The sequence below is a fragment of the Panacagrimonas sp. genome, assembly GCF_965216805.1.
In the GTDB taxonomy this organism is placed as follows: domain Bacteria; phylum Pseudomonadota; class Gammaproteobacteria; order Nevskiales; family Nevskiaceae; genus Panacagrimonas.
On the sequence record NZ_CBDCGN010000002.1, the window covers coordinates 114,415 to 135,135 of the forward strand.

The following is a 20,721-nucleotide window of genomic DNA, read 5'->3' on the forward strand; positions in this document are numbered from 1 at the left end:
CCCCGGAGAGGTGGCAGAGTGGTTGAATGTACCTGACTCGAAATCAGGCGTACGTGCAAACGTACCGGGGGTTCGAATCCCTCCCTCTCCGCCACACAAGCGAAAAAGCCCCGTGAATTGGGGCTTTTTTGTTTGTGCCGGGTCCGGTACGAGGGAGGGTTTCGAAGCCAGGCCCGCAGCACCTGCCCGTTACCGAGACGAAAAAGCTCGATCCGGGCATCCAACCCGCTTTGACGCCTCAGAGCGACTCGGATGCGCTGACCGGAATCAGTCGCGAATCCTGCAGGGCAGCGGTTCGGTGATGCGCGAAGGAGCGGTAGCGATCCGATTCCAGCATCTGGCGAAATCCCTGCAGACTCGGATATTCCACCAGCAGGACGTCGTCCCAGGACTCGGATTCGGGTCCGATCAGCGCAGCGCCGGAGGCACCGGCAAACACCACGCGTCCGCCGCAGGCTTGCAGGTAGGGGATGACCAGTGAGCCGTAGCGTCGGTAGGCCTCGCGGCCGCTGCAGGGGGCCTCATCCGGATGATCGGCGTAGTCGGCGCGCTCGCGGTAGCGCAGCAGGTTGAGCATGGTCACCGGTCCGGATGCACCAAACTGCCGGGTGAAGGTTTCCCATTGCATCTGACTAGGCCACAGATGGCTCATGGACACGTCTCCTGATCAGGTCTCGACCGGCACGGCTGGTACCGGCGGCTGGCATCGTAGCGCGACAGGCCCACGCGGAGGCTTCGCCTGAACGCGATCAATGAACGCGATCAAGCGCGATCAAAACTCGGCCGCCACGGACAGGCGCAGCGCGCGCGGCTCCACCGGATGGAAGTGAAAGTCGCTCACCCCGCCGGCGTTCGCCTCGCCCGACCCGCAGGCCTCATCGGCCAGGCAGGATTCGTAGAAGTAGGTGATGTCGTTGTCGCCGGAATCGAAGACGTTGAGCACGGTCAGGGTCGCGGTGTAGCGCTGCCACAGGCGGTAGCCGAGCTGCGCGTTGACCACGGTGGTGGCCTCCGAACGCGCGCTGTTGTCTTCGATCAGCGGGCCGCCGCCGAGGTGACGCAGGCGCAGACCAGCGCTCCAGCCACCCGTCTCCGGGACAGTCAGGCCCAAGGAGAACGTGTTCTCGATGGAGTTGGGAATGCGATCTTCGGGACCGGGCACGTCCAGCCGTGCATGGGCGTAGGCGTAATCGGCATCGAGGATCAGCCAGTTCAGCGGCGCCCAGTACGCCGACAGCTCGACGCCGCGGCGCTTGCTGGCAGCGCCCGCTTCGTTGTTGCCGGCGTCGCCGACATAGACCAGTTCGGAATCGAAATCCAGCCACCACAGCGCGGCGCTCAGGTGCAGGTTCGGTACCAAGGCGTTGTGCAGGCCCAGCTCGCCGCCACGCGCACGCACCAGCGGATCGACCGGGTCGGTGGGTGTCACGCCGTCGGCGGGATCGATGCGGGTCAGCACGCCGCGTGCGTCGTTGCTGTGAAAACCCTGTCCGTAGTTGAGGAACAGGCGGGTGTCGGCCCAGGGCCCGAAGATCAGCGCTGCCTTGGGGCTGAAGATGGCGTCATCGTCGTCACCGGAATTGGCGTCGAGGCCGGCGTCGACGTCGAAGCGGTAGACGTCGCCACGCACGCCGACCTCGGATCGCAGCCAATCGGTCCAGCGCTGGGTGCTGCTCAGATACACGCCGACGCTGGATTCGCGCACCGCGTCCTCGCGCACGGTGTCCAGCGGCGCGCGCGCGCGGGTCAGGTACAGGCCGACGCGGTCGATGTCGTCGTGGCGCAGCTGCACGCCCAGGCGCAGGTCGGCCTGCACGGCGGTGGGCAGCGCCCAGTGCCGGTGCGCGTTGAGGCCGTACACCCGGCGGTCGTCGAACTGGCGGAACTGATCGCCGTTGACCGCGTCGGCCAGGAAGTAGGTGAAGTTGGAATACAGGTCCATGCGGTAATCCAGCGCATAGGCCTGCGCCTGCCAGTGCGCGCCGTCGCTGGCGCCGCGCCATTCCAGATTGGCGCTGTAACGGTGGACCTCGCCACCATCGCTGGGATCGACGAAACCCAATCGGCCGATGCTGCCATCCTGCACCGCACGCAGCGGAATCTGGTCGGGGGCGGTGTAGTCGATGTCGTAGCCCATCAGCGACGCAGTGAATCCGCTGGCGGCATCTCCTTGGTTGTAGCGCAGGATGCCGGCGTACTTCTTCTGGTCGGATTCCAAGTCGTAGGGGCCATCGTAGCGGGTGGCCTGCAGGCCCATCAGCAGGCGTCCGTCGCCGAGCGTGGGCGAACCCGCGATCAGCCCGCTACGATAACCATTCTCGCCACCGGTGGCGCGCACCAGCGTGTGCGGCAGCTCGTCGACATAGCGCAGGTTCGCCGAACCGGCCGCCCCGAAGTCACCGACCTCGGCGTAGTACGGCCCCTTGCGATAATCCAGCGAGCCGATCAGCTCAGGGATGATGAAGTTGATGTCGGCATAGCCCTGGCCGTGACCATGGCTGCGCATGTTCACCGGCATGCCGTCGACCTCGGTGTAGAAGTCGGTGCCGTGATCGAGGTTGAAGCCGCGCAGGAAATACTGGTTGGCCTTGCCCTCGCCGCTGTGCTGGGTGGCGATCAGGCCGGGCACGAACTCCAACAGTTCACCGGAACGTGCGATCGGGCGCTGCGCCAACTGTTCGGCCTGCACCCGGCCCTGGGTGGCCGACGTCGGCAGTTCGTGCACGCCCAGACGTCCTTCCACCAACACCGGCTCCACCGTCACCGTCGGCAATCCGCCCGCGTGCGCGTCACTCACATGAGCCAACACGCTCAAGACGCTGGCCACGCAGATTGCGAATCGACGGCGTTGCATACGGGATCCCCGGTTCATGAAAATCCTGTGTACAGGTCGCGTCGTTGCGACGTCGGGGACGATCCGCTCATTCCGCCGCCGCCGCACCTGCAAACTGCTTGTCCCACGCCCGACGCTGCGCCTGTATACGTCGAATGACTTAGGCTCGGGGTTTGGTCCAAACCGGCGCTCACTTCAGACGATGCAGCCATGAAAGCAATCGAGATCATCCATCCCGGCGGCCCCGAGGTCCTGCGGCTTTGCGAGCGACCGCAGCCGGATCCGCGACCCGGCGAGGTGCTGATCCGCGTGACTGCCGCGGGCGTCAACCGACCCGACGTACTGCAGCGCGCCGGCCGTTACCCGCCGCCGCCCGACGCCTCGGACCTGCCCGGTCTGGAGGTGGCCGGCGAGATCGTCGGTGGTGACGTAGGCGACTCCGGCTTCGCCGTCGGCGACACCGTGTGTGCGCTGGTCAACGGCGGCGGCTACGCGCAGTTCTGCGCCGCCCCCATCGGCCAGTGCCTGCCGGTTCCTGCCGGGCTGAGCGCGGTGGAGGCGGCGTCGTTGCCGGAGACCTGCTTCACCGTGTGGAGCAACGTGTTCGACCGCGGGCAACTCGCAGCCGGCGAAACCCTGCTGGTGCAGGGCGGCAGCAGCGGCATCGGCGTCACCGCAATCCAGATGGCGCGCGCGCTCGGTCATCGCGTGTTCGCCACCGCCGGCAGCGCCGACAAGACACGCGCCTGCGAGGCGCTGGGCGCCGAGCGCGGCATCGACTACCGGCGCGAGGACTTCGCCGCAGTGGTCAAGCAACTGACCGAAGGCCGCGGCGTGGACGTGATTCTGGACATGGTCGCGGGCCCTTACGTGCCGCGCGAGCTGAGCTGCCTGGCCAACGACGGGCGCTTGGTGTTGATAGCCCTGCTCGGCGGCGCTCAGGCCGAGATTCCGCTCGGCGAGGTACTGGTGCGGCGCCTGCACCTGACCGGCTCGACGCTGCGACCGCGAAGCGCGGCCTTCAAGGCCGACATCGCCCGCCAGTTGCGGGCGCGCATCTGGCCACTCATCGAGTCGGGCGCGATCCGCCCGGTCATCCATCGCCAGTTCGCGCTGGAACACGCATCCGACGCCCACCGGTTGATGGAAAGCAGCACGCATATCGGCAAGATTGTGTTGAACGTGGAGCATTGATGAAAACGGTTTTCGATTTCCGACAGCGTTCGGTGCTGGTGGTGGGCGGCTCCAGCGGCATCGGCAACGGCATCGCCCAGGCGTTCCGCGCCGCCGGTGCCGACGTACAGGTCTGGGGCACACGCGCCAGCGCCGCGGACTACGCCGGCGAGGAGGGCTCGAATCTGGAGGGCCTGTCCTACACGCAGGTGAACCTGGCGCAGCCGGGGGCGGTGGAGACCGCGCCGGCCCCCGCGACGCTGGACGTGCTGGTGCAGGCGCAGGGCACGGTGTTGTACCGCCGCGGCGAGTTCGAGATGGACGGCTTTCGCAAGGTGATCGAGGTCAACCTCAACAGCGTCATGGCCTGCGCCATGAAGTTCCGGCCGTTGCTGGCGGCCAGCCAGGGCTCGATGATCGTGCTGGGTTCGCTGGCCTCGTTTCGTTCGGCTTTCGGCAACCCCGGCTACAGCGCCACCAAGTCAGGCGTGCTGGGTCTGGTGCGCAGCCTCGGCGAGGGCCTGATCCGTGAAGGCGTCCGCGTCAACGGCATTGCGCCGGGCTTCGTCGAAACCAAGATGACCGCCGTGACCATGGAAAACCCCAAGCGTCGCGATGCCGCGCTGGCCGCCATCCCTGCCGGCCGTTTCGGCAGCGCCGACGACATGGCCGGCGCCGCGCTGTTCCTGGCCTCGCCGCTGGCGTCCTACATCGTCGGCCAGATGCTGGTGGTGGATGGCGGGATGAGCTTGTCGGTGTAGCGCGACCTCAGGCCAGCGCCAGCGCCGAACCCGAGTGCGACAGGCGGCGCATGGCGTGATCCAGGCCTTCCAGGGTCATCGGGAACATGCGGTCCGCGCCGACCAGTTCCTGCACGATGCGTACGCTGGGCGAATACTCCCAGCGGTCCTCGTGGTCCGGATTGAGCCAGATGGTGCGCGGGAAGACGTTGAGCAGGCGCTTGAACCACACCGCGCCCGCCTCCTCGTTCCAGTGCTCGATGCTGCCGCCGGGCTGCAGGATCTCGTAGGGGCTCATGGACGCATCGCCGACGAAGATCACCTTGTAGTCGGGCGTGTACTTGTGCAGCACGTCGAACAGCGGGATGCGCTCGTTGTTGCGGCGCAGGTTGTCCTTCCACACGCTTTCGTAGAGGAAGTTGTGGAAGTAGAAATACTCGAGGTGCTTGAACTCGGTCTTGCAGGCGCTGAACAGCTCTTCGCAAACCTTGACGTGCGGATCCATGGAGCCGCCGACATCGAGGAACAGCAGCACCTTCACCGTGTTGCGCTTCTCGGCCACCATCTTCAGGTCCAGCCAGCCCGCATTGCGGGCGGTGCTGGCGATGGTGTCGTCGATGTCGAGCTGATCCTGCGCGCCCTCGCGTGCGAACTTGCGCAGCCGGCGCAGCGCGATCTTGATGTTGCGGGTGCCCAGTTCGATGGTGTCGTCGAGATTGCGGAATTCGCGCTTCTCCCAGATCTTCACCGCCTTCTTGTTGCCGCCCGCACCGCCGATGCGCACGCCTTCGGGGTTGTAGCCGCCGTGGCCGAAGGGGCTGGTGCCGCCGGTACCGATCCACTTGTTGCCGCCCTGATGGCGTTCTTTCTGCTCTTCAAGCCGTTTCTTGAGGGTCTCCATCAATTCGTCGAGCCCGCCGAGCGCCTTGATCTTTTCCTTTTCCTCGTCGGTGAGCAGCTTGTCGGCCTGCTTGCGCAGCCATTCTTCCGGAATGGACCCGAACAGCTCGCCGGTAACCGCCTCGATGCCCTTGAAGTAGGCCGCGAAGGCGCGGTCGAAACGATCATACTGAGACTCGTCCTTGACCAGGGTGGTGCGCGCCAGGTGATAGAAATCGTCCAGCGAGAACACCGCGACATGCTTGCTCAAGGCTTCGAGCAGCATCAGGAATTCCGACAGCGAGGTCTTGACCCCGGCTTCGCGGACGGTGAGAAAAAAGGTGAACAGCATGGGCAAACTCCGTCGATTGCCCCTTGATTCTACCCGCGCCGCCGGCTCGTCCACGCTCAGCGCACCGCCGTACCTGTCGGTGCTGCGTGGTTCGCGCACCCGGACGGTGGTGCGAAACCCTACGGATTCGGCAAGCTCGATGCCGCGCTGCCCCTGAGGCCGGCGGGCGCCAGCCGGTTCAGGGCGTCAGACCCAGATTCCGCCACAGGCGTCGGGTCGGCTCGCTCTGATTCAAGGTGTAGATGTGCAGGCCGGGTGCGCCGCCCGCGCGCAGGGATTCGCACAGTCGGGTCACCGTCTCGGTGCCGAAGTCCAGCAGCGCCGCCTTGTCGTCCTTGAGCTGTTCCAGACGCAGGCGGATCCAGCGCGGAATCTCCGCCCCGCAGGCCGCGGAAAAGCGCGTGAGCTGGGCGTGGTTGGTGATCGGCATGATGCCCGGCACGACGGGAAGAGTCAGGTTCGCGCGCACGCAGCGATCGACGAAATCGAAATAGGCGTCGGCGTTGAAAAAGTACTGCGTGATCGCCGCGTCTGCGCCGGCCTCGGCCTTGCGTCTGAACGCCTCGAAATCCGCCTCCGGACTGGCCGCCTGCGGATGCATTTCCGGATAGGCCGCCACCTCGATCCGGAAGTGATCGCCGTGCTGCTCGCGGACAAATGCGACCAGTTCGTTGGCATATCGAAAGGCGCCGGGCGCGTCGGAGCCCATTGACGTTGCCGGCAGATCGCCGCGCAGGGCGACGATGCGGCGCACACCCGCCTCGCGGTATTGCGTCAGCAGCGCCGCGATCCGCGCCCGCGTGGAGCCAACGCAGGTGAGGTGTGGCGCGGCCTCGATGCCGGTCTGATCCACGACTTTCATCAGCGTGTCGTAGGTGCCGTTCTGGTCCGAACCGCCGGCGCCGTAGGTGACGCTGAAGAACGAGGGCCGAAGCGTGGCCAGTTCGCCCAGCAACGCCGGCAGCTTGTCCCAGCCCGCGGGGGTGCGGGGGGGGAACAGTTCGAGGGAGCAGACGGGAGACGGGAGACGGGAGACGGGAGACGGCATTGTTAGACCTGGCTCGGATCCGAAAGCGACAATTTTTTGATCAGGGCGTTGAGGCGCGCAAACACTCTCTGGACGTGATCATCGAGCGCTTCATCGGCCGGTGCGAGGCCGAGTCGGACTGCAATGATGAGCTGGGTCTCGACTTCCGACACCGATCCCCGCGCAATGCTTAGAAAGTGCAGGTACTCCTTGCGCCGCGAGGTGCGCGCCGCGCCTTCCGCGATATTCGACGGCACGCTGACCGCGGCGCGACGCAACTGAGCCGTCAGGCCAAATCTTTCATCGGGCGGGAATCGAGCGGAGAAACGGTAAATCGCCTCGACCAAAGAAATCGCGTCGTGCCAAACGTCCAGCTGATGGTGGCCGCGGCCCACGTCTCCCGTCTCCCCGCTCTCGTCTCCCAGCCGGCTCAGTAGCGGTAATGATCCGGCTTGTACGGCCCTTCCACCGGCACGCCGAGGTACTCGGCCTGCTCGGCAGTGAGCGTGGTCAGCTTCACGCCGATCTGCTCCAGATGCAGCGCGGCGACTTCCTCATCCAGCTTCTTGGGCAGGCGGTACACGGTCTTCTCATAAGTGTCCTTGTTCTTCCACAGGTCCAGCGCGGCAAGGGTCTGGTTGGAGAAGCTGTTGGACATCACGAACGCCGGGTGACCGTGCGCACAGCCGAGGTTGATCAGGCGGCCCTCGGCCAGGATGTAGATGCTCCTGCCCGTGTCCTTGAACGTGTAGCGATCCACCTGCGGCTTGATCTGGTCGCGCTCGGCCTTACCGGCGGTGACCAGCGCGTTGAGGCGATCCATCTGGATCTCGTTGTCGAAGTGGCCGATGTTGCAGACCAGCGCGTTGTTCTTCATCGCGCGCATGTGTTCGAGCGTGATGATGTCGCGATTGCCGGTGGCGCTGACATAGATGTCGGCGAACGGCAGCGCGTCTTCGATGCGCTTGACCTCGAAGCCTTCCATCGCCGCCTGCAGGGCGTTGATGGGGTCGACCTCGGAGACAACCACGCGGGCGCCCAGGCCGCGCAGGCTGTGCGAGGAGCCCTTGCCCACATCGCCGTAGCCGGCCACGAACGCGACCTTGCCGGCGATCATCAGGTCGGTGGCACGCTTGATGCCGTCGGCCAGCGATTCGCGACAGCCGTAGAGGTTGTCGAACTTGGATTTGGTGACCGAGTCGTTGACGTTGATGGCCGGCACCAGCAGCTTGCCCTGCTCGAACATCTGGTACAGGCGGTGCACGCCGGTGGTGGTTTCTTCCGCCACCCCGCGCCACCCGGCCACCACGCGGGTCCAGAAGCCGGGGCGCTCTTTGGCGACTTTCTTGAGCAGGTCTTTGATGACCTTGACCTCATGATTGTCAGACGGCGTGTTGACCCAGGTGTCGCCCTGTTCCAGTTCGTAACCCTTGTGGATCAGCAGGGTCACGTCGCCGCCATCGTCGATCACGATCTCGGGACCGCTGAGGGTGCCGTCGGCCAGGGTGTGGGTGACCGCATCCAGGGTGCAGTCCCAGTACTCCTCCAGCGTCTCGCCTTTCCAGGCGAACACCGGCGTGCCGGCGGCGGCCACCGCGGCGGCGGCGTCGTCCTGGGTGGAAAAGATATTGCACGAGGCCCAGCGCACGCTGGCCCCCAGCGCGACCATCGTCTCCAGCAGCACCGCGGTTTCCTTGGTCATGTGCAGGGAACCGGTCAGGCGCACGTTCTTCAGCGGCTTGGACGGCGCGTACTTGGCGCGAATGCTCATCAGGCCGGGCATTTCCTCCTCGGCCATGCGCACGCGCTTGCGCCCGAATTCGGCCAGCGACAGGTCGCGGACTTTGTAGTCGGTAAAGGTTTGCGGTTTGAGGACGGCGTTCATGGGAATTTCTCGGTCGCGGTCGAAAAGAAGCGCCGGCAGCGGGCGCGAGCCACGAGTATATCCGCTTATGCGGATAAGAGGATAAGGGCACATCGGCGGCGCAAACCTGCTTTTGGCTGCGTCTTCACTGCATCGCCGTCGAGAGCTTCGCGCCATCTCCGCGCGGCGCGCCCTTGGCAGACCGCAGCGTCCGGCGTCCCTGCAGGAATAGGCAAAAGACGTCGAGGTTTCGGCAAGGGCTTGCCGGTCCTGGGCCCGCATCATGGGGTCCCAACCAGAGGAGTTCGAACATGGCCAAGATCGCCATCGTCACCGGTGCCAGCCGCGGTCTCGGCCGCAATACCGCCCTGAGCATTGCCCGCCGCGGCGGCGATGTCATCCTGACGTACCAGCAGCGCAGCGAGGAGGCCGAGTCCGCCGTTGCCGAAATCAAGGCCATGGGTCGCAAAGCGGTCGCCTTTCAGCTCGACGCCGGCAAGATCGCCGACTTCAAGCCCTTCGCCGAGCGCTTGCGCAAGGCGCTGCAGCAGACCTGGCAGCGTGACACCTTCGACCATCTGGTGAACAACGCCGGCCATGGCGATTACGCGCTGATCGAGAGCACGACCGAAGCGCAGTTCGACGGCTTGATCAACGTCCACTTCAAGGGCGTCTACTTTCTCACCCAGACGCTGCTGCCGCTGATCGCGGACGGCGGTCGCATCGTGAACCTGTCGTCTGGACTGACCCGGGTGTCGTATCCCGGTTACGCCGCCTATGCCTGCGCGAAGGCCGCGGTCGAATTGCTCAGCGTCTACATGGCCAAGGAGCTGGGTTCCCGCGGGATTGCGGTCAACACCGTCGCGCCTGGAGCCATCGAGACCGATTTCGGTGGCGGCGTGGTGCGCGACGACCCCGAGGTCAACCAGATCTTCGCCGGCATGACCGCGCTGGGCCGCGTCGGTTTGCCCGATGACATCGGGCCGATGATCGCGAGCCTGCTGTCGGAGGACAATCGTTGGATCAATGCCCAGCGGATCGAGGTGTCGGGCGGACAGGGCATCTGATCGGAACACCGGAATCGCGCCGCCGCGTCGCCAGCATGGCGGCGGCGCGAACTTGATGGGTTGATGCCGACGGGCGCGTCACTTCAGCGAGCAGTGAGATGGAAGGATATGCGAGCCGAAATTTCGCGCTCCTGCGGTATGGGGCGCTGTCGCCAGCGGCGGGCAGCGCTGGAGCGGGTCATGCGCGACGGAACTTCGAGACGACCCACGGCGAATCGCATGACACCATCGTATTTTGCGTATTCGGTGTGACCCCTTTGGCACTTGTACGCGATTTGCGGACGCCGTGCTGCAACAGCGTGGATAGACTCGAAGCCCTGAATGACAGTCAAGCCGACTGCTCTTTTGGGACATTCACAGCGAGGACTTCACCATGCCAAATCCCACGAACTTCATCGGCCAATGTATCCGGTACCGCGTCGATCCGGGCCAAGCCAATCTGGGTAACGGGCCGCTGGCGCCGATCACCGGTCAGACCACTGCTGCCAACGTGATGATTGGCAACGACCCGCGCAACCCGGCGGCGGGTGGAACCCCGTGGAGTTTCACCTTCCTCAAATACAACGCTGGCGAAGTCACCACTTGCGCCTTGAACGGCAACGTCATGACCGGCCCGTTCAGCGGTTGCTACGCCTTCACCTACAACGAAGCGGGCCAGCAAAAACTGGCCCACGTCGGGACCGCGCACAACGCGGAGGATCCAGGTTCAATCCGCGCCAAGCAGATTTGGCAGGGCATCGTCAGCGGCGGCGCCTCCAACATCAAGGGCGAGTCGCCGTTCAAGCACTTCCCGCACGCTGAGCAGGAGCGGGTCTCCCGAGAAAACCGCAGCCAGTTGCCCATCGTCTGCAGCTATTACGAAGGGGGTAATGCCTGGGCGATTCTGTTCGTGCCGGCCGTCGCCGGGGTGACCGTGATCCCCGGCGCATTGCGGATTGTAGCGGCTAAGCCGCTGCCACAACTGGCCTGGAATCTGGTCAAGGCGATGCGCGAGTTTCGCTAGCGGGCGGCGGCGCATTCCGCACCTCCCCGTTGCGTGCATCCAAGCGGCGTCGCCTGTCCTGGGCGGAGCCGCGAGCCGCAGCGCAATGGCTCTAAATCGTTCGCCGCTCGCCGTGGCAGGTGAACTACCACACCAGCGGCAGCTCCAGGATCTTGGCCACCGTGCCGCCGATCACCGGGACCCGCGCGTCAGCCGGTACGGAAAAATCGGGGTTGCGCTGCAGCCACTCCTGCAGCCCGATCACCGACAACGTCGAGGCCATGCAGGTCAGGTTCCGGCACAAGCGCTCGCTCGATGTTCGAGATGACGCCGAAGGTAGGCCGCGGTGTGGCTGTCGTCCGACTGCGCAAGCTGCTCGGGGGTCCCCGTCGCGACGATGGTGCCGCCCGCCTCACCGGCCCCCGGCCCGACATCGATGACCCAGTCGGCGCGCGCGATCACGCGCAGGTCGTGCTCGACGACGACGACGGTGTTGCCGCTCTCGACCAGCCCATCGAGCTGCGCGAACAGCCGATCGGCATCCACCGGATGCAGGCCAGTGGTGGGTTCGTCGAGCACGTAGAGCGTGTCGCCGCGCTGCGCGCGCTGCAGCTCGGTGGCGAGCTTGATGCGCTGGGCCTCGCCGCCGGAGAACTCCGTCGCGGGCTGCCCGAGGCGCAGATAGCCCAGTCCCAGATCGCGCAGCAGCGCCAGCGGCTTGCGCACGACCGGCTGGTCGGAGAACACCGATAGCGCCTCATCCACGGTCAGACGCAACACGTCGGCGATGGAGCGATCCTTCCAGCGCACCGACAGCGTGGCCTCGTTGTAGCGCGCGCCCTTGCAGGTGGGGCACGGCGCGAAGACGGAGGGCATGAACATCATCTCGACGCTCACGAAGCCTTCGCCCTCGCAGGTCGCACAGCGTCCCTTGCCGACGTTGAACGAGAATCGCCCGGCGTCGAAGCGCCTTGCGCGCGCCGCCGGTGTGGCCGCGAACAGGCGGCGCACCGGGTCGAGCAGGCCGGTGTAGGTCGCGAGGTTCGATCGCGGGGTGCGTCCGATCGGCTTCTGGTCCACCACGACGAGTCGGCGGATGCGGTCGATATCGCCGTCCAGTCGCCCGCGCGTGCGCTGCGCCGCCATGGCGGGGCCCTCGCCAGAATCAGCTCCCGTCTCCGCGTCCGCCGCCACGTCTTCGTGACCCAGATGATCGCGCACCAGGTCCACCAGCGCCCGGCTCACCAGGCGCGACTTGCCGGACCCCGACAGGCCGGTGACCACCGTGAAGACGCCGAGCGGAAACTGCACGTCGACATCGTGCAGGTTGTGGCGGGACACACCATGCAGTCCGAGGTGATGGGTCGCGCGGCGCCGCCCACCTGCCACGTCCGGTTGCACATCGAAGAGCACGCGCGCGGTCTGCGAGTCGGCAACGGCCCGCAGTCCTTCGGGCGGCCCGCTGTACAGCACGCGGCCGCCGTTCTCGCCGGCGCCGGGGCCGACATCGACGATCCAGTCGGCGCGCCGCATCGTGTCGAGGTCGTGCTCCACCACGAAGACGGAGTTGCCCCGTCCGCGCAACTGCTGCAGCGCTTCGATCAGCGCCTCGCCGTCGGCGGGGTGCAGGCCCGCGGACGGCTCGTCGAGCACGTAGACGACGCCGAAGAGTTGTGACTGGATCTGCGTGGCCAGTCGCAGGCGCTGCAGTTCTCCGGCGGAAAGGCTGGGCGTGGCGCGGTCCATCGAAAGATACCCGAGCCCGAGGCGTTCGAGCACCGCGATGCGGTCCACGACATTGCGTGCGATGCGCTGCGCCGCGACCCGCTTTTCCTCGGACAAGGCGGGCGTGCGATTCGAATCGAAAGCCTTCGTGTGGCCGGCGTGCCCGGCGGCCACTCGATCGTCGCGATCCCGGCGAGTGGCGGCGCGATCGACTTGGGAGCGACGGCCTTGCGCGGCGTCGTCGAAGCGGCCCTCGGCCGCGGGCGCGAGCAAGGTTGCGATCTCGTGCAGCGAGCGCTGGCTCAGGTCCCCGATGTCGAGACCCGCGAAGCGCACCGAAAGCGCCTCGGGCTTGAGACGCTTGCCCTCGCAGGACACGCAGCGCGTGCCACGCAGGAAGCGCGCGACGCGCCGCTTCATCAGCGCGCTCTGCGTGGTCGCAAAGGTGTGCAGCACGTACGCACGTGCGCCGGTGAACGTGCCCTGGTAGCTGGGCTCCATTTTCTGGCGGCGCGCGGTACGCACCTCGGCGAGCGTGAACCCGGCCCACACCGGCACGGTCGGCTGCTCGTCGGTGTACAGGATCCAGTCGCGGGTTTCCTTCGGCAGGCGATGCCAGGGAATCTCGATGTCCACGCCGCGCGAGGTGAGGATGTCGCGCAGATTCCCGCCGTGCCATCCCGGCGGCCACGCGGCGACCGCGCCGTCTGCGATCGAGCGCGACGGGTCCGGCACCAGCAGCGCCTCGCTCGTCTCGTAGACGTGGCCCAGGCCGTGGCACACCGGGCACGCGCCCTGGGGCGTGTTGGGCGAGAAGTCCTCCGCATACAGCATCGGCTGGTGCGGCGGGTACGTCCCGGCGCGTGAATACAGCATGCGGATGAGGCTCGACAGCGTGGTCACGCTGCCCACCGACGAGCGCACGCTCGGCGTGCCCCGCTGCTGTTGCAGGGCGACCGCGGGCGGAAGGCCCGTGATCGAATCGACGTCGGGAACACCGACCTGGTGGATCAGGCGGCGCGCGTAGGGCGATACCGAGTCGAAGTAGCGGCGTTGGGCTTCCGCGTAGATCGTCGAGAAGGCCAGCGAGGATTTGCCCGAACCCGAAACCCCGGAGAAGACGACGAGCGCCTCGCGCGGGATGTCCACGTCCACATCGCGCAGGTTGTGCTCGCGTGCGCCGCGAACCCTTACGAACCGGTCACTGGCGTCGTCGGTGCCCTTCACGATGGACACTGCACCCTCCTGCGATTTCACTGGCCGTTCGACAGTCCACGACGGCTGGTCTCGAACAAGAACCAGCTCCGCTTCTCGGTCTCGTCGATCCAGTTCTCGATCAGGCTCGCGGTGGCGATGTCGCGGTGCTCATCGCAGACTTCGTGCACTGCCCGCAAACGCGCCGCAAGAGTCAGGTTGTCGTCTCGCAGCTCGGCCAGCATATCGAGTGGTTCAACGAAGTCGGCATCGTTGTCCTGGATCCGCTGGAGCCGTCCGATGTGCCCGATCGACCGCAAGGTCGTACCGCCGACTTTCCGGATGCGCTCGGCAACGGGATCGGTCATCGAATAGAGCTGGTCCGCATGCTCGTCGAGCAGCAGATGGTAGTCGCGAAAATGCGGACCGCTCATATGCCAGTGGAAGTTCTTCGTCTTCAGATAAAGCGCGAATACATCGGCCAGGATGGCGTTCATGGCGCCGGCGATGTCCTTCGATGCTGCCGCTCCAAGGTCCGTTGGAGTGATCAGCGGCGCTTTCCTACGCTGCACGAGTTCGCTGCTCTTTTCTGAATCTCGCTTGGCCAGCAGCTTCAGCAACGCTCCCGCTGCGGGTCCCGAAGCGGCCGGGTTCTGGCCGGTCACCAGCTTGCCGTCCACTTGGACGTAGGGAGCCCAGTTGGCAGCCTTGCTGTAGATGCCACCCCGTTCCTTCAGCCGGTCTTCCAGCAGGAACGGCACGACCGCGGTCAAGCCCACCGCGTCTTCTTCTGCATTCGAGAACCCGGTCACGCGTTTGCCTTTGACCAGATACGCGCCGTCCTCTCCACGCGCGTTGACCAACGCCGCCGATGCGTGACACACCGCAGCGACGAGCTTGTCGGCCTTCACGAAGGCTTCAATCAGCGCGATGGACATTGCGTTGTCGGGCATGTCCCACATCGGGCCATGTCCGCCGGGATAGAAGACGGCGTCGAAATCGTCCGCAGACACGTCGGCCAGCTTTTTCGTGTTGGCCAGTTGAGCCCGAGCAGCGGTGTCTGTGCGGAAGCGCGTCGTTGATTCGGTCTGGTTTTCGGGTAGATCGCTTTTTGGATCGAGCGGCGGCTGGCCGCCCTTCGGCGAGGCGAGCGTGATCGTTGCGCCAGCATCCTTCAGCACGTAATAGGGAGCAGCGAACTCTTCCAGCCAGAAACCCGTTTTCTTTCCTGTGTCGCCGAGTTGGTCATGAGATGTGAGAACAATGAGAATCCTCATGGCAATGCTCCTTCATGTCTGAAAACCCAGCTTGAAAGGGCCGCATGCCGCCACCCCACGAGCTGACTCATTCGCATCTTGCTGCGCCGAACGCCTGAACCCGGCTGCCGTTTTGCCGTAGCGTTCAATCTCTAGACCCCGCGCACGTTCTGCTCGGCCGCGGCTTCCAGTGCTCCCATCAGCGGCTCGAACTCGGGACGTCCGTCGTAACGGATTCCCTGGATGAAAAAGGTCGGCGTGCCGTTCACGCCACTGCGGGCACCGCTGATGAAATCCTCGCGCACGCGGTCAAGGTAGAGGTCCTCGGCCAGAGCCCGGCGGACCCGCATGGGATCAACGCCGAGCGCGATGGCATACCTGACGAGGTGCGCCTCGTCGAGGGCGTGCTGGTGCGTGTATAGCGTGTCGTGCATTTCCCAGAACTTGTCCTGCGCGGCGGCGGCCTCGGCTGCCTCGGCGGCGTCCTGGGCGTGGGGGTGCATCTGCGCCAGCGGAAAGTGGCGAAAGACAACCCGCAGGCGATTCCCGAGCGCCCGCCGAAGCGCCTCTACGACCGGGTGCGCCATACCGCAATAGGGGCACTCGTAGTCGCCGTATTCCACCAGGGTCACGAGCGCCGTCGCCGGCCCCCGGATGTGATCGCGCTCAGTGACCGGCAGGGTGAGCCGGGGTGTGGGTAGTGTTCGCATTTGCCTTTTCCTCCTAGTGTGGGGTGAGGTCTTCCAGGGCCGCGAGAACGCCATCGGCCCCAGGGTTGATGCCGATCGGAGATACGTGGCTCCAGCGGATCGTTCCTGCCGCATCGATCACGAACAAGGCGCGTTCACAGATACCCTCGTGCGGGCGGTACACGCCGTAAGTGCGGGCGATGGCCCCTTTCGGCTCGAAGTCCGCGAGGAGCGGAAACCGCAGCTTGCGATCCTTCGCGAACGCGAGGTGGCACCAGACGCCATCCACCGAAATACCGAGTACCTCGGCGTGAAGACGGCGAAACTCGGGCAGCACCTCGTTGTACAGCACCATCTGGTCACCGCAGACAGGGCTCCAGTCGGCGGGGTAAAAAGCAAGGATGAGCGGCCGGCCGCGAAACTCTTTGAGGGAGACGAACTGATCGGGTGTGGTCGGCAACCGGAAATCAGGTGCGGGCGTTCCGGGCGCTAGGGCTTCGGCTGGATGTGTTGCGGCAAGACTGGCGTCGTCGTTACTCATGAGGGAATCCTCCTGGCTGTGAACGCGTTGGCCTTAGAGAGCGGCCAGAGAGGATCTTCCCGAGACCGGGATTCCTCGCTGGCCAGGGGCCTTTAGAACGCCGCCGCGCCAGCCTGCGCGACGTTCTGATCCTGCTCGCCCGAACCGCCGCTGACGCCGACGGCGCCGACCACGTGGCCGTTCTTCTTCAGCGGAATGCCGCCGGCAAAAATCATGATGCGGCCGTGATTGGAACCGTGGATGCCGAAGAACTGCTGGCCCGGCTGCGAGTTGTCCGCCAGATCCTTGGTGGCGATGTTGAAGGCGCGCGCGGTGAACGCCTTGTTGATCGAGATATCGACACTGCCGATCCACGCGCCGTCCATGCGCTCGTGCGCGATGAGATTGCCGCCGGCATCGACGACGGCGATGTTCATAGGCTGGCCGATTTCCGCGGCACGTTTTTCGGCGGCGGCCAGGATGTTCCTCGCGTCCTTCAGGGTGACCAGTGAGATTTCCATGAAATGAGACTCTGTGTGGTGTGGTCGTGAGATTCAGCCGGGAAGCTTGGAAGCGAGCACGTCGATCTTCTCGATGCTCGGCGGCTGCGAGAACAGATCGGGCGCCTGGGCCATCAGCGCCGCGGCGACTTTTCCGGACAGATGCGCCTGCCGGCCGGCGTCGTTGGGAAAGACATCGAAGATGGCGTAGCTCGAAGGTCCGAGCTTCACGCCGAACCAGGCGATGGTCGCCGGCTCTTCCATCACCAGCGGACGGCCCGCGAGCAGAAATTCCTCGACTTCCTTTTCCTTGCCGGGCTTGGCTTCCATGCGAACCCACAGTGCGGTCGTGACCATGATTGAACTCCAGTTGCGAGAGAGGGGATGAAACATTTTTGAAGCGCGCCGCGAGCGCGTCGTCGGCAACGGGGTGATTGCAGCGGACGTGCCACGCGGCGCCCACCTGAAATCAAGCACTTGCGACTTGGGCCGGCGCCGGGATTTCGCGAGCCAGCGATATCTCGTTGCCGTCCGCAACGAGATTTGGCGAGGACGCGCCGAACACGATCGCATCGGCGCGCTCGAACCAGACGAGCGCGTTCGCATCGACATCGGCGACCTGCACTTTTCGCGCGCGTACACAAAAAATTGACGCGGCACCCTCATGCACCGCCGCGGCCTGCCGCGCGGTTTGTCCGTATCCGCCGTGGTACACAATCAGAACATCGACGATCAGAACGTCAGCAATCGGAACATCAGCGACGATGAGTTCGGTCATGGCAACTCCTGTGTGCGCGGGCGTTCCTCGGCGCGGGTGGTGGACGAACGCGGCACTCGGCCGCTCGGCGCAGACAACCAGGGCTCGAGCAGCCGCGTCATGATCACCTAGCCGAGTATCGGCACCGCGATGCCGGTGGTGATCAGAATGAAAATCGGCGGCGGCAGGCTCACCGGGAGCTGCCGCAGCAGCCAGGACAGCAGCAGGACCTGGGGGTAGATCGCGAGCCAGGTCAGCAGCACCATGCGGTGCCGCGAAGGCGCTCGGGCGGGGTCGTGGTGGAAGTCCATGCGCAGTGCTACTGCACTGCGCATGCCAGTGGCCGCCTCGCGCCGAATCAAACACTGCAGCCACTTGCGCGCTCGGGCCGCTGCGAATTTTCGCGGACCTCGCGAAACCTCGTCGCGGATTCTCACTCAGTTGAGCGATGGTTCTCGTACTTCGTGATCAGCAAGTGGCATGAAGTGATCAACGGGCAGCTGGCTGAGTCGCCGGAGTAGGACCGGTGTGTGCCAGAAGCGGACGCTTAGAGACAGGTCTTCCGTCTATTCGCGTCCATTCTTCGTCGCAACTAGAGGCCGATTGGGATCACTACCGCTACCGGTGTTTGGATTATCTGCTGGACTGCGGTGTAGAGATCGACGTCGATTGGAAGATCGGGGGCTTGGATGGAGACGACCAGCGCATAACGGGCCTCACGCTCGAACCGCTGCTGTGCTTCCCGCGTCTTCCACCAACCACCGGTGGGGAATATCGCGATGTGTCCACGCGAGGCTAGGTCCACTGCACTGCATGTCAGCCGATCATGGTGGATTGAGCCGCGGAATCGCTTTCGCGATCCGAGTATCCATCCGCGATCGCCGCCGCCCGCCGGCTCGATGCCGGCCTCCGCGTCTGCTGCAAGCTGATTGATGCGCGCGCGGAAAGCTTGCAGCTTCTCGGTCGGTTTCTGGACCGCGAAGCGCAGGCCGTGGGAGGCATAGATGAAACGGCTGCTGCGGCCGCGCTCGCCAGGGTTTGGCTCGATGAAGTACGAGAGCGTGACTCTCAGTTCAACGTCCTGCTCCAGAAGGTCTTGCAGCGCATCCTGCGGCCAGGGCAGCTTGTGCAAGTGCATGTCGCGCGCGGTGATGTTGCCGCCTTTGGTCTTGCCATCTTCCTTGCGCTTTTCTTTGCGCCCGAAGGGTTGGAGCGTGCCCTGCACCAGCAGCGTCAGTGAATCCGCGCCGCTGTGGAGTGCGAGGTCGAGGTCCGGTTCACCCCAGCCGCAATGCCTGAGCCGGTGCTCCGTATCAGCCGGTGCGTCGCCTGGGTACTGCGCGAGAAGTTGCGGGGTCCACTTCGCGCTATGCACGGTGAGGGCGCGGACGGTCTCCGGCCACAGGTCCGGATAGCGCGCCATGACCTGCGCCGAGAAGCGCGAAGCGACGGCGGTCGCGGCACTGGTGGCACCGCTGGTGCTCAGGAGCCGCTGCGCTGGCTTGTGATGTGCGGTGAGCAGGCTGAGGCTGTCGAAGCGGCTGACCAGCGCCCCGTCATGGGCCAGATTGCCCCCTTCGAAAACGACGTCCGGTTTGAACGGCCTCTCTCGATGCCAGACGCTGGACGTGCTGCTGTACGGGCTGAGGCCTCCGGTGCTGGCGATCGGCGTGAACGCGGCGGTGTTCGGCTCGGTGATTTGGGTCTTGTGCGTGAGCGCACCCACGGTCAACGCGTTCCAGGCTTGAGCGGGGTCCTCGATGGATGTCGTCGAGTTGCACGCCGAGTATTCGTTGGGCTTCTGCTCCGGCACGTTGCCGCCGCTGACGATCATCAGGCGCGGCGATTCTCCGTTGCCTGACCAGTCGGAAGTCAGGGCATCGACCTCGGCCGACCACGCGGTAGGCCGGCCGCGCATGGTCGTTTTGGTGCTGGTGACAGCCAGCGAAAACAGGCGACGTCGGAACGGTGCATGAATCTCGGGGCGGCTGACGGCTTCAGCCGTCAAAGGCCCGAAGTGTTCCTCGCGATTGGCGTCGTCGTGTGGCATCAGCTTCACCGATTCGAGTCGGTGCCTCAACGCTACGGGTGCGCCGCTTTCCATCGGCACCGCGAGATCGCCCCACAGGGCAATCGCCGATTGCTCCGTGCCGTGACCATTCTCGTCCGCGGTTCCCCACGCCGGGTTGACGCTGTGCAGATCCGCTGGCGCCAGCGCCGGTGCCAGAAGCGGGTGAGCTTGCGTGCTGCCCGTGTCCAGCACGCAGACGTACGGGACCGTGTCATCCGGCGGAGGAAACTGGGTTCGCCCCAGCAGTTCCGTGGCCCACTCTCGCTGCTCGTCGGGCGCCAGGTGCATGAAGAAGTGCGGTGTCTCCGGGGCTCGTCGGAGTTCGGCGACCTGACCGAGCAGATGAACTGAACCACGAAGCTGCGCGATGGTTCCGCGAACCTGCAACACCGCGCGCTCGGGAAACTGCAGAGCCTTCTCACCGACCTGGAGTTGAGCGAGCCTAGCAATACGTTTGAATCGCTCGATGCGCGCATTCAAAACCGCGGCTCCAATCTGAGACGCGTCTCCCTTTGCTTCCGCGCGCGGCGTGCTGATCCAAGCCTCGAAGCGCGCGATCTCGTTATCCGGCGGCACCGGCGAGTCGTCGATCCACAGGTCCTCGATGACAGCCGTTCGAATTTCGCGGATAGCGTCGACCAGCTTGCGGTTGTCCCGAGGGTTGCCGTTCTTATCCGTCTTCTGGGCAACGTAGTCAGCGATTTTGCGCTCGAACAATTCGAGCTTGCCCTCGGGCACCCAGACAGCGGCCAAGGTCTCGGTACCTGACTGCCGGACGTTCAGCAGCTCGATGCCGGCCTGCCTCTGGTCGAGGCTATCGATGGCCAGTTCCACATCGGGGAAGCTGGCAAAACGCACCGTGAGGCCGAAGCCGCTTTCCCATCCCGCGGCCTGCTGCTCGGTTTTAATCTGGGCGAAGCTGGTAGCGGCCTGCTCGAGGCCAGCGCGGAGCTGCAAGGCCTGTCTGCCGCGCGGTTGCGCCGGGATCTCAATGTTTCGAGAGCCCGCGTTGTTGGCGCGGTAGGGCTCGGTCTTGGTGAGATTGTCAGGAAGGAGAAGGTGCGGCCGTGGATTCCTGGGCAGGGTCATGCC

At 65.2% G+C, this 20,721-nt stretch carries 20 protein-coding genes, 1 tRNA gene and 1 pseudogene; 5 read left to right on the plus strand and 17 right to left on the minus strand.

Annotation, left to right across the window (positions count from 1 at the left end; translation table 11 throughout):
• The first annotated feature begins 4 nt into the window (after positions 1-4).
• A tRNA-Ser gene (locus ACOOHP_RS00660) sits at positions 5-94 on the plus strand.
• Positions 95-238: 144 nt separating this feature from the next.
• Here ACOOHP_RS00660 and ACOOHP_RS00665 read toward each other — a convergent pair.
• Both ACOOHP_RS00665 and ACOOHP_RS00670 read right to left on the minus strand, forming a co-directional pair.
• Entirely contained in the window at positions 239-652 is a 414-nt protein-coding gene (locus tag ACOOHP_RS00665) for a DUF1330 domain-containing protein (RefSeq protein ID WP_420464539.1), read from the minus strand.
• A gap of 120 nt (positions 653-772) precedes the next feature.
• The gene (locus ACOOHP_RS00670) at positions 773-2,854 is read right to left on the minus strand and encodes a TonB-dependent receptor (protein ID WP_420464540.1); all 2,082 of its coding nucleotides are present in this window, start codon (positions 2,852-2,854) and stop codon (positions 773-775) included.
• A 189-nt stretch (positions 2,855-3,043) separates the two neighbouring features.
• Here ACOOHP_RS00670 and ACOOHP_RS00675 point away from each other — a divergent pair, with 189 nt between their 5' ends.
• Positions 3,044-4,027 (plus strand): NAD(P)H-quinone oxidoreductase, encoded by a 984-nt coding sequence (locus ACOOHP_RS00675; protein WP_420464541.1) that lies wholly within the window; start codon positions 3,044-3,046, stop codon positions 4,025-4,027.
• Positions 4,027-4,767 (plus strand): SDR family NAD(P)-dependent oxidoreductase, encoded by a 741-nt coding sequence (locus ACOOHP_RS00680; protein ID WP_420464542.1) that lies wholly within the window; start codon positions 4,027-4,029, stop codon positions 4,765-4,767. Before ACOOHP_RS00675 ends, ACOOHP_RS00680 begins: the two co-directional genes overlap by 1 nt.
• 7 nt (positions 4,768-4,774) lie before the next feature.
• Here the strand turns inward: ACOOHP_RS00680 and ACOOHP_RS00685 are convergent, their stop codons facing one another.
• The 4 genes from ACOOHP_RS00685 to ahcY form a co-directional block, all read right to left on the minus strand.
• Positions 4,775-5,977 (minus strand): vWA domain-containing protein, encoded by a 1,203-nt coding sequence (locus tag ACOOHP_RS00685; RefSeq protein ID WP_420464543.1) that lies wholly within the window; start codon positions 5,975-5,977, stop codon positions 4,775-4,777.
• 178 nt (positions 5,978-6,155) lie between these two features.
• Positions 6,156-7,025 carry a methylenetetrahydrofolate reductase [NAD(P)H] gene (gene metF / locus ACOOHP_RS00690; RefSeq protein WP_420464544.1) on the minus strand — a complete coding sequence of 290 codons (870 nt, stop codon included), beginning with the start codon at positions 7,023-7,025 and terminating at the stop codon, positions 6,156-6,158.
• A gap of 2 nt (positions 7,026-7,027) precedes the next feature.
• Positions 7,028-7,399 carry a four helix bundle protein gene (locus ACOOHP_RS00695; protein WP_420464545.1) on the minus strand — a complete coding sequence of 124 codons (372 nt, stop codon included), beginning with the start codon at positions 7,397-7,399 and terminating at the stop codon, positions 7,028-7,030.
• Between the two features lie 35 nt (positions 7,400-7,434).
• Positions 7,435-8,889, minus strand: coding sequence for an adenosylhomocysteinase (ahcY, locus tag ACOOHP_RS00700; protein WP_420464546.1), 1,455 nt, complete (start codon positions 8,887-8,889; stop codon positions 7,435-7,437).
• Between the two features lie 290 nt (positions 8,890-9,179).
• Here ahcY and ACOOHP_RS00705 point away from each other — a divergent pair, with 290 nt between their 5' ends.
• Positions 9,180-9,935, plus strand: coding sequence for an SDR family NAD(P)-dependent oxidoreductase (locus tag ACOOHP_RS00705; RefSeq protein ID WP_420464547.1), 756 nt, complete (start codon positions 9,180-9,182; stop codon positions 9,933-9,935).
• 373 nt (positions 9,936-10,308) lie between these two features.
• Positions 10,309-10,938, plus strand: coding sequence for a hypothetical protein (locus ACOOHP_RS00710; RefSeq protein ID WP_420464548.1), 630 nt, complete (start codon positions 10,309-10,311; stop codon positions 10,936-10,938).
• Between the two features lie 124 nt (positions 10,939-11,062).
• Here the strand turns inward: ACOOHP_RS00710 and ACOOHP_RS00715 are convergent, their stop codons facing one another.
• The 11 genes and pseudogenes from ACOOHP_RS00715 to ACOOHP_RS00765 all read right to left on the minus strand — a co-directional run bounded on the left by ACOOHP_RS00715 (position 11,063) and on the right by ACOOHP_RS00765 (position 20,718).
• Positions 11,063-11,200 (minus strand): hypothetical protein, encoded by a 138-nt coding sequence (locus ACOOHP_RS00715; protein WP_420464549.1) that lies wholly within the window; start codon positions 11,198-11,200, stop codon positions 11,063-11,065.
• Between the two features lie 5 nt (positions 11,201-11,205).
• Positions 11,206-13,878: an excinuclease ABC subunit A gene (locus tag ACOOHP_RS00720; protein ID WP_420464550.1), complete on the minus strand. Its 2,673-nt coding sequence runs from the start codon at positions 13,876-13,878 to the stop codon at positions 11,206-11,208.
• A gap of 17 nt (positions 13,879-13,895) precedes the next feature.
• Positions 13,896-14,333, minus strand: coding sequence for a Dps family protein (locus ACOOHP_RS00725; RefSeq protein ID WP_420466922.1), 438 nt, complete (start codon positions 14,331-14,333; stop codon positions 13,896-13,898).
• A gap of 108 nt (positions 14,334-14,441) precedes the next feature.
• Positions 14,442-15,113, minus strand: a pseudogene (locus ACOOHP_RS00730) (type 1 glutamine amidotransferase domain-containing protein); the annotation flags it as partial.
• A gap of 131 nt (positions 15,114-15,244) precedes the next feature.
• Positions 15,245-15,802: a DsbA family protein gene (locus ACOOHP_RS00735; protein WP_420464551.1), complete on the minus strand. Its 558-nt coding sequence runs from the start codon at positions 15,800-15,802 to the stop codon at positions 15,245-15,247.
• Between the two features lie 13 nt (positions 15,803-15,815).
• Positions 15,816-16,322 carry a redoxin domain-containing protein gene (locus ACOOHP_RS00740; protein ID WP_420464552.1) on the minus strand — a complete coding sequence of 169 codons (507 nt, stop codon included), beginning with the start codon at positions 16,320-16,322 and terminating at the stop codon, positions 15,816-15,818.
• A 92-nt stretch (positions 16,323-16,414) separates the two neighbouring features.
• Positions 16,415-16,822, minus strand: coding sequence for a GlcG/HbpS family heme-binding protein (locus ACOOHP_RS00745; RefSeq protein WP_420464553.1), 408 nt, complete (start codon positions 16,820-16,822; stop codon positions 16,415-16,417).
• A gap of 33 nt (positions 16,823-16,855) precedes the next feature.
• Positions 16,856-17,158 carry a putative quinol monooxygenase gene (locus tag ACOOHP_RS00750; RefSeq protein WP_420464554.1) on the minus strand — a complete coding sequence of 101 codons (303 nt, stop codon included), beginning with the start codon at positions 17,156-17,158 and terminating at the stop codon, positions 16,856-16,858.
• A 112-nt stretch (positions 17,159-17,270) separates the two neighbouring features.
• Positions 17,271-17,579, minus strand: coding sequence for a hypothetical protein (locus ACOOHP_RS00755; protein WP_420464555.1), 309 nt, complete (start codon positions 17,577-17,579; stop codon positions 17,271-17,273).
• Between the two features lie 107 nt (positions 17,580-17,686).
• Positions 17,687-17,893 carry a hypothetical protein gene (locus tag ACOOHP_RS00760; RefSeq protein WP_420464556.1) on the minus strand — a complete coding sequence of 69 codons (207 nt, stop codon included), beginning with the start codon at positions 17,891-17,893 and terminating at the stop codon, positions 17,687-17,689.
• A 257-nt stretch (positions 17,894-18,150) separates the two neighbouring features.
• Positions 18,151-20,718 carry a S8 family peptidase gene (locus tag ACOOHP_RS00765; RefSeq protein WP_420464557.1) on the minus strand — a complete coding sequence of 856 codons (2,568 nt, stop codon included), beginning with the start codon at positions 20,716-20,718 and terminating at the stop codon, positions 18,151-18,153.
• Positions 20,719-20,721: the final 3 nt, after the last annotated feature.